The following is a 13,261-nucleotide window of genomic DNA, read 5'->3' on the forward strand; positions in this document are numbered from 1 at the left end:
GCACAATCCACTGCCGGGGGTTACCCCGGCAGCAGTGACCTGTTTGAGCGAGGATTACTCGTCTTCCAGTTCGATGTTGATGCCCAGCGAGCGGATTTCTTTCAACAGTACGTTGAAGGATTCCGGCATGCCCGGTTCCATCTGATGGTTGCCATCTACGATGTTCTTATACATCTTAGTACGGCCGTTCACGTCATCAGACTTAACGGTGAGCATTTCCTGCAGGGTGTAGGCGGCGCCGTATGCTTCCAGCGCCCACACTTCCATCTCCCCGAAGCGCTGACCACCGAACTGCGCCTTACCACCCAGCGGCTGCTGAGTAACCAGGCTGTAAGAACCGGTAGAACGCGCGTGCATTTTGTCGTCGACCAGGTGGTTCAGTTTCAGCATGTACATGTAACCTACGGTTACCTGACGCTCGAACTGTTCACCGGTACGGCCGTCGAACAGGGTAATCTGACCAGAAGATGGCAGACCACCCAGTTGCAGCAGTTCTTTAATTTCCGCTTCTTTCGCACCATCGAATACCGGCGTTGCGATTGGCATACCTTTCTTCAGGTTTTCAGCCAGACGCAGCACTTCATCATCGGTGAAGGTGTTCAGGTCGACTTTCTGACGAACGTCGGTACCCAGATCGTAAGCACGCTGGATGAATTCGCGCAGTTTCGCGACTTCCTGCTGCTGTTTCAGCATGGCGTTGATCTTATCGCCGATACCTTTCGCAGCCATACCCAGGTGGGTTTCAAGGATCTGACCGATGTTCATACGCGATGGTACGCCCAGCGGGTTCAGTACGATATCTACCGGCGTACCGTTAGCATCGTGCGGCATATCTTCGATCGGGTTGATCTTAGAAATTACACCCTTGTTACCGTGACGACCTGCCATTTTGTCACCAGGCTGGATACGGCGTTTAACGGCCAGGTATACCTTAACAATCTTCAGCACGCCCGGTGCCAGATCGTCGCCTTGGGTGATTTTGCGGCGTTTCGCTTCGAGTTTTTTCTCAAACTCGTGCTTCAGTTCGTCGTACTGTTCAGCCAGCTGTTCCAGCTGATTCTGTTTCTCTTCGTCGGTCAGGCCGAGTTCTAACCAGCGATCGCGCGGCAGCTTGTCGAGCTTCTCAGCTTCAACACCACCGGCAACCAGCACAGCGTAGATACGGCTGAACAGGCCAGCTTCGAGGATCTGCAGTTCTTCAGACAGGTCTTTCTTAGCCTGCTTCAGCTGCATCTCTTCGATTTCCAGCGCACGTTTGTCTTTTTCTACGCCATCGCGAGTAAAGACCTGAACGTCGATAACAGTACCGGAAACGCTGTTTGGTACGCGCAGGGAAGAGTCTTTAACGTCAGACGCTTTCTCACCGAAGATAGCACGCAGCAGCTTCTCTTCTGGCGTCAGCTGGGTTTCACCTTTCGGCGTTACCTTACCAACCAGAATGTCGCCACCGGTGACTTCTGCACCAATGTAAACGATACCGGATTCATCCAGTTTGGAGAGCGCAGCTTCACCCACGTTCGGGATGTCAGCGGTGATCTCTTCCGGCCCCAGCTTGGTGTCACGGGACACACACGCCAGTTCCTGAATGTGGATGGTGGTGAAACGGTCTTCCTGAACAACACGCTCGGATACGAGGATGGAGTCTTCGAAGTTGTAACCGTTCCATGGCATGAATGCCACGCGCATGTTCTGACCCAGCGCCAGTTCACCCAGGTCGGTGGACGGGCCATCTGCCAGCACGTCGCCGCGCTCGATTGGCTCACCCAGAGACACGCAAGGCATCTGGTTAATACAGGTGTTCTGGTTAGAACGGGTGTATTTGGTCAGGTTGTAGATGTCGATACCCGCTTCGCCCGGATACATCTCGTCTTCGTTAACTTTGATAACGATACGGGATGCGTCGACGTACTGAACGGTACCGCCACGCTTAGCAACTGCAGTAACACCGGAGTCAACGGCAACAGCACGTTCCATACCGGTACCAACCAGCGGCTTATCAGCGCGCAGAGTCGGAACCGCCTGACGTTGCATGTTCGCACCCATCAATGCACGGTTGGCGTCATCGTGTTCCAGGAACGGGATCAGGGACGCACCGACGGATACCACCTGCTGGGTGGATACGTCCATGTAGTCAACCTGGTCGCGGCTGAACAAGCTGGATTCGCCTTTGCTACGGCAAGTTACCAGGTCTTCTACAAAGTGGCCTTCGTCATCCAGGTTGGAGTTCGCCTGAGCGATAACGTAGTTGCCTTCTTCAATAGCAGACAGGTAATGAATTTCATCGGTGACAACACCGTCGGTCACTTTACGGTACGGAGTCTCAAGGAAGCCGTATTCGTTAGTCTGTGCGTACACGGACAGGGAGTTGATCAGACCGATGTTTGGACCTTCAGGCGTTTCGATTGGACATACGCGACCGTAGTGAGTCGGGTGTACGTCTCGAACTTCGAAGCCTGCGCGTTCACGGGTCAGACCGCCCGGGCCGAGTGCGGAGATACGACGTTTGTGCGTAATCTCAGACAGCGGGTTGTTCTGGTCCATAAACTGAGACAGCTGGCTGGAGCCGAAGAACTCTTTCACTGCTGCGGAAATCGGCTTAGCGTTGATCATATCCTGAGGCATCAGGGTATCGAGATCGCCCAGAGACAGACGCTCTTTCACCGCACGCTCAACACGTACCAGGCCAACGCGGAATTGGTTTTCCGCCATTTCGCCTACGGAACGGATACGACGGTTGCCGAGGTGGTCGATATCATCGACTTCGCCTTTACCGTTACGGATATCGATGAGCTTCTTCATCACTTCGATGATGTCGTCTTTGCTCAGGATACCGGAACCTTCGATCTCGTCACGCAGCAGAGAACGGTTGAACTTCATACGACCAACCGCAGACAGGTCATAGCGGTCTTCGGAGAAGAACAGGTTCTCAAACAGGCTTTCAGCCGCTTCACGAGTCGGCGGCTCACCCGGGCGCATCATACGGTAGATTTCTACCAGCGCGCTCAGGCGATCGTTAGTTGGGTCGACGCGAATCGTTTCAGAAATGTACGCACCGTGGTCCAGATCGTTGGTGAACAGCGTTTCGATACGCTTGTGGCCAGACTGGCTCAGCTTAGCCAGCAGATCCAGGCTCAGCTCCATGTTCGCCGGGCAGATCAGCTCGCCGGTGGATTCGTCAACGTAGTCTTTAGAAGCGACTTTGCCAGCGATGTACTCAACCGGAACTTCGATATGTTTGATATCGTCTTTTTCCAGCTGGCGAATGTGGCGCGCAGTAATACGGCGACCTTTTTCAACGTACACTTTACCGTTGGCTTCGATATCAAACGACGCAGTTTCGCCACGCAGACGCTCTGGAATCAGCTCCATCTGCAGCTTGTTGTCGCGAATCTCGAAAACGACTTTTTCAAAGAACAGGTCAAGGATCTGCTCAGTGGTGTAGTTCAGCGCACGCAGAATGATGGTCGCAGGCAGTTTACGGCGACGGTCGATACGTACGAACAGGTTGTCCTTCGGATCGAATTCGAAGTCCAGCCAGGAACCACGGTAAGGAATGATGCGCGCGTTATACAGCACTTTACCCGAAGAGTGGGTTTTACCTTTATCGGAGTCAAAGAAGACGCCTGGGCTACGGTGCAGCTGAGAAACGATAACACGCTCAGTACCGTTGATAACAAAGGTACCGTTGTCGGTCATGAGCGGAATTTCGCCCATGTAGACTTCTTGTTCTTTAATGTCTTTTACGGTGCCTTCCGGCGCTTCGCGCTCGTAGATCACCAGACGCAGTTTGACGCGCAGCGGTGCGGAATAGGTCACGCCACGGATCTGACATTCCTGAACGTCAAAGACAGGCTCGCCCAGACGGTAGCTGACGTATTGCAGCTCGGAATTACCGCTGTAGCTTTTAATCGGGAATACGGAACGGAAAGCCGCTTCCAGACCATACTGGCCTTCAGGATCTTGCTCGATAAACTTCTGGAACGAGTCAAGCTGGATAGAAAGGAGATATGGGACATCCAGTACTTGCGGACGTTTACCAAAATCCTTACGAATACGTTTTTTCTCGGTATAGGAGTAAACCATAGGGTTCCTCAGCTCGCTGACAAGTCGACGCATCTGTCCATGGGCAGACAGTTTGTGCAACACTATTTTGTTGACCGGAAAATGGAACACTTTCCGCAATACCTGTTGCTATCACGCTTAAACCATTTCATTGCGATTTACACAGAGCGAGCACCCTGTCGCAATATATTAAGTCGTCGATAGAAACGTGCATTGTCAGGACAACCAGTAGTCAAACAGTGTGAAATGCTACTGGCGCCATACAGCGCAAAATGGCTGGTGACTAAAAAGTCACCAGCCATCGGCCTGATTTCTCAGGCTTCAACTAGAAAAGTTGGCTTATTTAACTTCAACTTCAGCGCCAGCTTCTTCCAGAGATTTTTTCAGTGCTTCAGCGTCATCTTTGCTCACGCCTTCTTTCAGAGCGGCCGGAGCAGATTCTACCAGGTCTTTAGCTTCTTTCAGACCCAGGCCAGTTGCGCCACGTACTGCTTTGATGACAGCAACTTTGTTAGCGCCAGCAGCTTTCAGAATTACGTCGAATTCAGTTTTTTCTTCAGCAGCTTCAGCCGGGCCAGCAGCTACAGCTACAGCAGCAGCAGCAGAAACACCGAATTTTTCTTCCATTGCAGAAATCAGTTCTACAACGTCCATTACGGACATAGCTGCAACTGCTTCAATGATTTGATCTTTAGTGATAGACATTTAAATTGTTCCTGAAAATCAGAATAAGTTTATACGTAAGCAAATACTTTACAAAGACAACTGCGATTAAGCAGCTTCTTTCGCATCGCGTACAGCAGCCAGAGTGCGAACCAGTTTGCCAGCCGAAGCTTCTTTCATGGTTGCCATCAGGCGTGCAATTGCTTCTTCGTAGGTCGGCAGAGTTGCCAGGCGATCGATCTGCGATGCCGGGATTAACTCACCTTCAAAGGCTGCGGCTTTGACCTCAAATTTTGCATTCGCTTTCGCGAACTCTTTGAACAGACGAGCAGCAGCGCCCGGGTGTTCCATAGAGTATGCAATCAGGGTCGGACCAACAAACGTGTCTTTCAGGCACTCGAACTGAGTACCTTCAACGACGCGGCGCAGCAGGGTGTTACGAACAACACGCATGTATACGCCAGCTTCACGACCTGCTTTACGCAGTTCAGTCATTTTGTCTACAGTTACGCCACGGGAATCCGCAACTACTGCAGACAGCGCGCCTTTGGCTACTTCGCTGACTTCAGCAACAATCGCTTGTTTGTCTTGAAGATTTAAAGCCATTAGCTTTGCTCCTGGATGTTTGCCAGAGCTTATGCTCTGGAACTCACTTCACTCTACTCAACGAGAAGAGCGTCTTAATACGGTGAGCAGAAACAAGCCAAAGAGTACTTTAAAAAAATAATCTTAGCGTTCTGTCACCGTCTACGCAGGGGATTAAGTTTCTTGCGAAACACCTGCGGTCTTCGACGGAGGCCTGGATAGGCCAGGCTCCAACGAACAAATCTTTTAGCCGCTAACTTTTGTTAGCAAACGTGGGGGTAAGATTGTAGACAAAATCACCGCCCACGTAAAGGCATTAGTTTGCAGCAGCGCTCAGGCCAGCCTGGTCAACTGCAACACCTGCACCCATGGTGGTGGAGATGCTAACTTTCTTGATGTACACGCCTTTCGCCTGAGTCGGTTTTGCTTTTTTCAGCGCAACCAGCAGAGCTTCCAGGTTTTCTTTCAGTTTGTCAGCGTCAAAGTCCACTTTACCGATGGTGGTGTGGATGATGCCGTTTTTGTCGTTACGATAACGAACCTGACCTGCTTTAGCGTTCTTAACCGCTTCAGCAACGTTAGGGGTTACGGTACCAACTTTCGGGTTTGGCATCAGGCCGCGCGGGCCCAGAACCTGGCCCAGCTGGCCAACAACGCGCATTGCATCCGGGGAAGCAATAACAACGTCGAAGTTCATTTCGCCTTTTTTGATCAGGTCAGCCAGATCTTCCATACCTACCAGCTCAGCGCCAGCAGCTTTAGCTGCTTCAGCGTTCGGGCCCTGGGTAAATACGGCAACGCGAACAGAACGGCCAGTACCGTGCGGCAGTACAGTTGCACCACGTACGTTCTGGTCAGATTTACGAGCGTCAATGCCGAGGTTAACGGCAACGTCAACGCTTTCGTTGAATTTAGCAGTAGCCAGTTCTTTCAGCAGAGAGATAGCTTCGTTGATGTCGTACTGTTTGGTCGCATCAACTTTCTCACGGATCACACGCATGCGCTTGGTCAGTTTAGCCATTTCTTAGTCCTCCACTACCAGGCCCATGGAACGTGCAGTACCTTCGATGGAGCGAGTCATCGCTTCAATGTCGGCACCAGTCATGTCGGCAGCTTTGGTCTGCGCGATTTCCTGCAGCTGAGCGCGGGAAATTTTACCTACTTTGTCTTTGTTCGGCTTACCGGAACCAGACTTAATACCAGCCGCTTTCTTCAGCAGTACTGCTGCCGGAGGCGTTTTGGTAATGAAGGTGAAAGAACGGTCAGCGTAAACGGTGATAACAACCGGGATCGGCAGACCTTTTTCGATGGAATCAGTCTTCGCGTTGAACGCTTTGCAGAATTCCATGATGTTAACACCCTGTTGACCCAGAGCAGGACCAACCGGCGGACTCGGGTTTGCCATACCAGCTGCAACCTGCAGCTTGACGTAGGCCTGGACTTTCTTAGCCATTCTAAAATCCTCTAATTGGGTAATAGCGCCTCAAGGAGGCTCCCCGTGAATAAAAATCGCTTTACAGGCCGTGGCCCATAAAAACAAAAGGCGCGAAATTGTATGTCAATTTCGCGCCCTATGCAACGATTAGATCGATGTTTTTTTGATCGCAGTCTTACGCTTTCTCAACCTGAGCGAAGTCCAGCTCTACCGGGGTCGCACGACCGAAGATAGAAACGGACACTTTCAGGCGGGACTTCTCGTAATCCACTTCTTCGACCACGCCGTTGAAGTCAGCAAACGGACCGTCGTTAACGCGAACCATTTCACCCGGCTCAAACAGCGTTTTCGGACGCGGCTTATCGCCAACCTGCTGCAGACGGTTCATGATGGCATCGACTTCTTTATCGCTGATTGGCGCCGGACGGTCAGAGGTACCGCCGATGAAGCCCATGACGCGCGGAACGCTACGCACCAAGTGCCAGCTTGCGTCGTTCATCACCATCTGAACGAGCACGTAGCCCGGGAAGAATTTACGTTCGCTTTTGCGACGCTGGCCGCCGCGGATTTCGACCACTTCTTCGGTCGGCACCATGACTTCGCCAAACAGCTCTTCCATATTATGTAATTTGATATGCTCGCGCAGCGAAGTCGCTACACGACCTTCAAAACCGGAAAACGCCTGAACGACGTACCAACGCTTTTTAGGTGCTTCAGACATCTTAGAACCTCAGGCCAGTGATAAAGGATACCAGGCGAACCAGAATACCATCCAGTCCCCACAGGATCAGTGACATTACCGCAGTGACCGCAGCAACGATCAGCGTAGTGTGCAGCGTTTCCTGGCGAGTCGGCCAAATCACCTTACGAACTTCCGTTCTCGCTTCACGAGCAAACGCAACGGTCGCTTTGCCTTTCGTCGTCAACAGCGCGACACCACCCGCTGCAGCAATAATAATTACTACGGCCAGCGCACGCAGCGGCAGCATCATGTCGCGATAAAGGTAGTTACCCACAATTGCTACAATCAGCAATACGGCAACAACGACCCACTTCATCGCTTCCAGGCCGCGCCCGCTCCCTTGAGCTTCGGTATTCGCACTCATAAACCAACCTGTCAGAAGTATTCTACAAACATTTCCACCCCGCGATTGCGAGGCGATCCAAACCGAAATAAGTTTCGGACTAAACGCCCTCTACAGAGCCTGTCTCAGCAATGATTATGGCAAAGATAATCACTGATGAGCCAGGTTCTGGTTCGACAGCGTACAAAAAGGGCATCAAATGATGCCCTTTTATTGCGCATTGCGTCAAATGTTATCAGCAATTAGCTCATTACTTTGGCAACAACGCCCGCGCCAACGGTACGACCGCCTTCACGGATTGCGAAACGCAGACCATCGTCCATCGCGATCGGGTGGATCAGGGTAACAACCATTTTGATGTTGTCGCCCGGCATGACCATCTCTACGCCTTCCGGCAGTTCGATGGTGCCAGTCACGTCAGTCGTACGGAAGTAGAACTGCGGACGGTAGCCTTTGAAGAACGGAGTATGACGGCCGCCTTCGTCTTTGGACAGGATGTACACTTCAGATTCGAACTTGGTGTGCGGCTTGATAGAACCCGGCTTAGCCAGTACCTGACCACGTTCGATTTCTTCACGTTTGATACCACGCAGCAGAACACCAACGTTCTCACCCGCACGGCCTTCGTCCAGCAGTTTGCGGAACATTTCAACGCCGGTACAGGTAGACTTAGCGGTGTCTTTGATACCAACGATTTCAACTTCTTCGCCAACTTTGATGATACCGCGTTCTACACGACCGGTAACAACGGTACCACGACCGGAGATGGAGAATACGTCTTCGATCGGCAGCAGGAACGGCTTATCGATAGCACGTTCTGGTTCCGGAATGTAAGAATCCAGGAAGCCAGCCAGTTCGATGATTTTCGCTTCCCACTCAGCGTCGCCTTCCAGCGCTTTCAGAGCAGAACCACGAACGATCGGCGTGTCGTCGCCCGGGAAATCGTACTGAGACAGAAGTTCACGAACTTCCATTTCTACCAGTTCCAGCAGCTCTTCGTCATCAACCATGTCGCATTTGTTCAGGAACACGATGATGTACGGAACGCCTACCTGACGACCCAGCAGGATGTGCTCACGAGTCTGCGGCATCGGGCCGTCAGTCGCAGCAACAACCAGGATCGCGCCATCCATCTGCGCAGCACCGGTGATCATGTTTTTAACATAGTCGGCGTGGCCCGGGCAGTCTACGTGTGCGTAGTGACGAGTCGGGGTGTCATATTCAACGTGAGAAGTGTTGATGGTGATACCACGCGCTTTTTCTTCCGGCGCGTTATCGATCTGGTCGAATGCACGAGCAGCACCGCCGTAGGTTTTAGCCAGTACGGTAGTGATTGCAGCGGTCAGGGTAGTTTTACCATGGTCAACGTGGCCGATAGTACCGACGTTGACGTGCGGTTTGGTACGTTCAAATTTTTCTTTAGACATCGATAGTCCCTCTAATACACGGATAAATCGGTGATATCACCACATCAACCAGACAAAACGCCTGAATTGTTGAATGCTTGAATTTGAACAGAGAGAAACGGGAGGGAGAAGAGAAGTGGTGCTGATACCCAGAGTCGAACTGGGGACCTCACCCTTACCAAGGGTGCGCTCTACCAACTGAGCCATATCAGCACGTCTGGAGCGGGCAGCGGGAATCGAACCCGCATCATCAGCTTGGAAGGCTGAGGTAATAGCCATTATACGATGCCCGCATCCTAAAACTCGGCTACCCAGTTCTTTCTGTGCCAAAGGAAAGAGATTTCTCCCTTTCCTTTGTTTGAGTTAGTTATTTTACCAACCAACTCTGGCCTCGCAATGCTTAGCCTGAAAGTGGTGGTGGGGGAAGGATTCGAACCTTCGAAGTCTGTGACGGCAGATTTACAGTCTGCTCCCTTTGGCCGCTCGGGAACCCCACCTGATGGTGCCGACTACCGGAATCGAACTGGTGACCTACTGATTACAAGTCAGTTGCTCTACCTACTGAGCTAAGTCGGCATCAAGTAGCGCGCATTCTAGGGAGACATGCGGCGACATGCAACTAAAAATTTGCATAAAATGTTCTATCGCTCACGTTTTGTGCGTTCGCGCGTAAAAACTCAGCAAAATGGCGTTTTGCCGGCTAAAAATAGCACAATAATTCGCCCCTATTCGTACCGTTAGCCCCTATTTCGGGAGCCACACAGCGTCGAGACTTCGGTCAGCGGCCGCTTCATAGCAATAAAGCGATATCACCTACGCTTCTTCATTGTCACTTCAACCTTACTCAGGAAAACAGCATCCGTAACAAAGAGCGGTGTTTTCTCACGAAAGCACGACTAATTTGGATTTTTTCTTCTTTTTCTCTTCCACCTGGTGTTAACCTCCTGCCCATTGTCCTGATTAACTGAATGTGAAGCGTCGCGTGCAGTCAGCGTGGTAGCCAGAACATGCTTATGAGAAAACAAGAGCAAACGTTAATGACACCTTATCTACAGTTCAATCGTAGCCAGTGGGCGGCGCTGCGCGATTCAGTGCCAATGACCCTGACTGAGGGCGAAATTACGCGCTTAAAAGGTATCAACGAAGATCTGTCGCTGGAGGAAGTGGCGGAGATCTATTTGCCTTTGTCACGTCTACTGAACTTCTATATTAGTTCTAACCTGCGCCGCCAGGCGGTGCTGGAACAGTTCCTCGGCACCAACGGCCAACGCATTCCCTACATCATTAGCATCGCCGGCAGCGTGGCGGTAGGTAAAAGCACGACCGCCCGCGTACTGCAGGCGCTGCTCAGCCGCTGGCCCGAGCATCGTCGCGTTGAGCTGATCACCACCGACGGTTTCCTGCACCCTAACGAAGTGCTGAAAGAACGTGGGCTGATGAAGAAAAAGGGTTTTCCGCAGTCATATGATATGCATCGACTGGTCAAGTTCGTTTCTGACCTGAAGTCAGGCGTGCCGAACGTCACCGCCCCGGTCTATTCACATCTGATCTATGATGTGATCCCCGATGGCGATAAGACGGTCACCCACCCGGATATTTTAATCCTCGAAGGGTTAAATGTACTGCAAAGCGGGATGGATTATCCGCACGATCCACATCATGTATTTGTTTCCGACTTCGTTGATTTTTCTATATATGTTGACGCTCCGGAAAAATTATTACAGTCGTGGTACATCAATCGCTTCCTGAAATTCCGTGAAGGGGCCTTTACCGATCCGGATTCTTATTTCCACAATTACGCGCAGCTTTCAAAAGAAGAGGCAATTAACGTTGCCACCTCGCTGTGGAACGAAATTAACCTTCGGAATTTAAACGAAAATATTCTTCCAACGCGCGAGCGAGCAAGTCTTATTTTGACAAAAAGCGCGAACCATTCCGTTGAGCAGGTGCGTTTGCGGAAATAAATCGAATAAAAAAATAGGGAGCCGAAGCTCCCTTTTTTATTCTGCGCTGCGTAGTGATATTTCGCCGCCCATCCAGGGTTTTATCACCCCATCCTGCTCAAGTAATAATGCCCCCTGAGCATCGATGCCTCGAGAAATACCGAAGATTTCTTTATCACCAATAATGAGTTTTACCGGTCGATTGATAAAGTTATCTAACTTATCCCAACGTGAGAGATAAGGTGCCAGACCTTCCTGTTCAAAGACCTGCAGCGCATGATGCAGTTCGTTAATCAGGCGCGCGGCCAGCACGTTACGATCGATGGTGATCCCCGCTTCCTGCAAGTTGATCCAGCCCTGGTTAATCACATCATTTTCAACCCGACGCATGACAAGGTTGATGCCCGCGCCAATAACGATTTGTGCAGCATCGCCGGTTTTCCCCGTTAGTTCAACGAGTATCCCCGATAATTTACGGTCATTCAGATAAAGGTCGTTCGGCCATTTCACTCGGACTTTATCCGCACCAAGATCCTGAAGCACTTCCGCCATCACAATGCCAATTACCAGACTCAGACCAATCGCGGCGGCTGGGCCCTGCTCTAATCGCCAGTACATAGAGAGATAGAGGTTAGCACCAAACGGCGAGAACCACTTACGTCCACGGCGGCCGCGGCCTGCCTGCTGGTATTCAGCCACGCAGGCATCGCCGGACTTCAGCTCGCCGATGCGATCCAGCAGATACTGGTTGGTTGAATCAATCACCGGAAGAACGGCAACGTCGCCATAATCAACCGCGCTGCGAATACGCTGCGTATCCAGCAGTTGGATCGGTTCCGGCAGACTATAGCCTTTACCAGGCACGGTAAAGACATCAACGCCCCAATCGCGCAGGGTCTGGATATGTTTATTAATCGCCGCGCGGCTCATTCCCAGCATATCACCCAGCTGCTCTCCGGAGTGAAAATCACCGTCAGCCAGCAAAGAGATAAGGGTTAATGGCACCGTATTATCTTTCATTGAATCACCTCAACTGCGTTCACTTCACCCGCGTGGCCAATAAAGCGTACCTCTGGCTCCAGCCAGACGTTAAATTTGTCACCTACCTGATGACGGACATAGTGTGCCAGTTTTACGACATCATCACTTTGCGCATTGTCGATATTGACCAGTACCAGCGCCTGCTGCTGGTGAACCGCAGCGCCTCCCTCAACGTGGCCTTTTAGCTGACACTGATCGATAAGCCAGCCGGCAGCCAACTTAACGCAGCCATCCGTCTGCGGATAATGAGGTGCCTTAGGGAAGTTTGCCAACAGCGTTTGTGCATATTCCGCGCTGACAACCGGGTTTTTAAAGAAGCTACCCGCATTACCATTCACTTTGGGATCCGGCAGCTTGGTCATACGCATATGACAGACTGAATCGAAAACCTCACGCGGGGTGACGGTTTGCGGATCCAGGCGGGTAAGATCGCCGTAGGTTAATACCGGCTGCCACTCTTTAGCCAGGCGCAAGCCAACGGCAACAATTGCGAAGCGGTCCTGATAAGCATGTTTAAAGATGCTATCGCGGTAGCCAAACTGGCACTCTTCAGCGGTGAGGCGTCTATGCTCACCGGTGGCCAGCTCAATACAGTCGACGTATTCGCAAACGTGCCGCAACTCGACGCCATAAGCGCCGATGTTCTGAATGGGGGACGAGCCCGCGCAACCGGGGATCAGCGCCAGATTTTCCAGCCCGGGCATATCGTTATCCAGCGCGTAGCGAACCAGCTGATGCCAGTTTTCGCCGGCACCTACATGCAGATGCCAGGCATCAGCGGTTTCACTGACGTCGATACCTTTCAGGCGATTAAGGATCACGGTACCAGAATAGTCTTCCAGAAACAGGACGTTGCTTCCTTCACCCAGGATCATCACCGGCAGCCCGTCGCGGGTTGCTTGCTGCCAGGCGCTGAGTAGTTGTTGTTCATTTTCAGCGCTTACGATGTGCTTTGCACAATGGTCAATGCCGAAGGTATTCCAGGGTTTTAAGGAGTAGGTCATGGCTGCTTTCCTGATGCTAAATCGGCGATAGTTTACC

At 51.6% G+C, this 13,261-nt stretch carries 11 protein-coding genes and 4 tRNA genes; 1 reads left to right on the forward strand and 14 read right to left on the reverse strand.

All coding sequences use genetic code 11. The features are described 5' to 3' along the window. Positions 1 to 54: 54 nt before the first annotated feature. From rpoB to H7R56_RS23235, 12 genes are all read right to left on the reverse strand, one after another. Positions 55 to 4,083 carry a DNA-directed RNA polymerase subunit beta gene (gene rpoB / locus H7R56_RS23180; protein ID WP_106930769.1) on the reverse strand — a complete coding sequence of 1,343 codons (4,029 nt, stop codon included), beginning with the start codon at positions 4,081 to 4,083 and terminating at the stop codon, positions 55 to 57. A gap of 318 nt (positions 4,084 to 4,401) precedes the next feature. Further along, complete coding sequence (gene rplL, locus H7R56_RS23185) at positions 4,402 to 4,767, reverse strand: 50S ribosomal protein L7/L12 (protein WP_006176746.1); 366 nt, start codon at positions 4,765 to 4,767, stop codon at positions 4,402 to 4,404. A gap of 66 nt (positions 4,768 to 4,833) precedes the next feature. Continuing rightward, positions 4,834 to 5,331: a 50S ribosomal protein L10 gene (gene rplJ / locus H7R56_RS23190; protein ID WP_001207203.1), complete on the reverse strand. Its 498-nt coding sequence runs from the start codon at positions 5,329 to 5,331 to the stop codon at positions 4,834 to 4,836. Between the two features lie 295 nt (positions 5,332 to 5,626). Beyond that, positions 5,627 to 6,331 carry a 50S ribosomal protein L1 gene (gene rplA / locus H7R56_RS23195; RefSeq protein WP_106930771.1) on the reverse strand — a complete coding sequence of 235 codons (705 nt, stop codon included), beginning with the start codon at positions 6,329 to 6,331 and terminating at the stop codon, positions 5,627 to 5,629. 3 nt (positions 6,332 to 6,334) lie between these two features. Then, positions 6,335 to 6,763: a 50S ribosomal protein L11 gene (gene rplK / locus H7R56_RS23200; protein ID WP_012133815.1), complete on the reverse strand. Its 429-nt coding sequence runs from the start codon at positions 6,761 to 6,763 to the stop codon at positions 6,335 to 6,337. A 157-nt stretch (positions 6,764 to 6,920) separates the two neighbouring features. Continuing rightward, positions 6,921 to 7,466, reverse strand: coding sequence for a transcription termination/antitermination protein NusG (gene nusG, locus H7R56_RS23205; protein WP_003862341.1), 546 nt, complete (start codon positions 7,464 to 7,466; stop codon positions 6,921 to 6,923). A gap of 1 nt (position 7,467) precedes the next feature. Next, a complete protein-coding gene (gene secE, locus H7R56_RS23210; protein WP_064546531.1) occupies positions 7,468 to 7,851 on the reverse strand; it encodes a preprotein translocase subunit SecE in 384 nt (127 codons plus the stop codon). Positions 7,852 to 8,072: 221 nt separating this feature from the next. Further along, positions 8,073 to 9,257: an elongation factor Tu gene (gene tuf, locus H7R56_RS23215; RefSeq protein WP_047407352.1), complete on the reverse strand. Its 1,185-nt coding sequence runs from the start codon at positions 9,255 to 9,257 to the stop codon at positions 8,073 to 8,075. A gap of 116 nt (positions 9,258 to 9,373) precedes the next feature. Continuing rightward, a tRNA-Thr gene (locus tag H7R56_RS23220) sits at positions 9,374 to 9,449 on the reverse strand. A 5-nt stretch (positions 9,450 to 9,454) separates the two neighbouring features. After that, positions 9,455 to 9,529, reverse strand: a tRNA-Gly gene (locus tag H7R56_RS23225). A gap of 119 nt (positions 9,530 to 9,648) precedes the next feature. Further along, positions 9,649 to 9,733 (reverse strand) — tRNA-Tyr (locus tag H7R56_RS23230). Positions 9,734 to 9,736: 3 nt separating this feature from the next. Next, positions 9,737 to 9,812: transfer RNA gene (locus H7R56_RS23235), tRNA-Thr, on the reverse strand. A gap of 437 nt (positions 9,813 to 10,249) precedes the next feature. Between H7R56_RS23235 and coaA the strand changes: the two genes are divergently transcribed. Next, positions 10,250 to 11,200, forward strand: a complete 951-nt coding sequence (coaA, locus tag H7R56_RS23240) for a type I pantothenate kinase (RefSeq protein WP_065358485.1) — start codon at positions 10,250 to 10,252, stop codon at positions 11,198 to 11,200. A 36-nt stretch (positions 11,201 to 11,236) separates the two neighbouring features. Here coaA and birA read toward each other — a convergent pair whose 3' ends face one another. Together birA and murB are read right to left on the reverse strand one after the other, a co-directional pair. Continuing rightward, entirely contained in the window at positions 11,237 to 12,199 is a 963-nt protein-coding gene (birA, locus tag H7R56_RS23245; RefSeq protein WP_106931101.1) for a bifunctional biotin--[acetyl-CoA-carboxylase] ligase/biotin operon repressor BirA, read from the reverse strand. After that, entirely contained in the window at positions 12,196 to 13,224 is a 1,029-nt protein-coding gene (murB, locus tag H7R56_RS23250) for a UDP-N-acetylmuramate dehydrogenase (RefSeq protein WP_106931103.1), read from the reverse strand. The genes birA and murB overlap by 4 nt, the downstream gene beginning before the upstream one ends. Positions 13,225 to 13,261: the final 37 nt, after the last annotated feature.

It is taken from the genome of Klebsiella sp. WP3-W18-ESBL-02 (genome assembly GCF_014168815.1).
Lineage (GTDB): Bacteria > Pseudomonadota > Gammaproteobacteria > Enterobacterales > Enterobacteriaceae > Kluyvera > Kluyvera ascorbata_B.

Coding starts and splice junctions, on each gene's coding strand:
- murB (WP_106931103.1), bottom strand. CDS start 13,224: ATGACCTACTCCTTAAAACCCTGGAATACCTTCGGCATTGACCATTGT.
- secE (WP_064546531.1), bottom strand. CDS start 7,851: ATGAGTGCGAATACCGAAGCTCAAGGGAGCGGGCGCGGCCTGGAAGCG.
- rplK (WP_012133815.1), bottom strand. CDS start 6,763: ATGGCTAAGAAAGTCCAGGCCTACGTCAAGCTGCAGGTTGCAGCTGGT.
- coaA (WP_065358485.1), top strand. CDS start 10,250: ATGAGAAAACAAGAGCAAACGTTAATGACACCTTATCTACAGTTCAAT.
- nusG (WP_003862341.1), bottom strand. CDS start 7,466: ATGTCTGAAGCACCTAAAAAGCGTTGGTACGTCGTTCAGGCGTTTTCC.
- rpoB (WP_106930769.1), bottom strand. CDS start 4,083: ATGGTTTACTCCTATACCGAGAAAAAACGTATTCGTAAGGATTTTGGT.
- tuf (WP_047407352.1), bottom strand. CDS start 9,257: ATGTCTAAAGAAAAATTTGAACGTACCAAACCGCACGTCAACGTCGGT.
- rplA (WP_106930771.1), bottom strand. CDS start 6,331: ATGGCTAAACTGACCAAGCGCATGCGTGTGATCCGTGAGAAAGTTGAT.
- rplJ (WP_001207203.1), bottom strand. CDS start 5,331: ATGGCTTTAAATCTTCAAGACAAACAAGCGATTGTTGCTGAAGTCAGC.
- rplL (WP_006176746.1), bottom strand. CDS start 4,767: ATGTCTATCACTAAAGATCAAATCATTGAAGCAGTTGCAGCTATGTCC.
- birA (WP_106931101.1), bottom strand. CDS start 12,199: ATGAAAGATAATACGGTGCCATTAACCCTTATCTCTTTGCTGGCTGAC.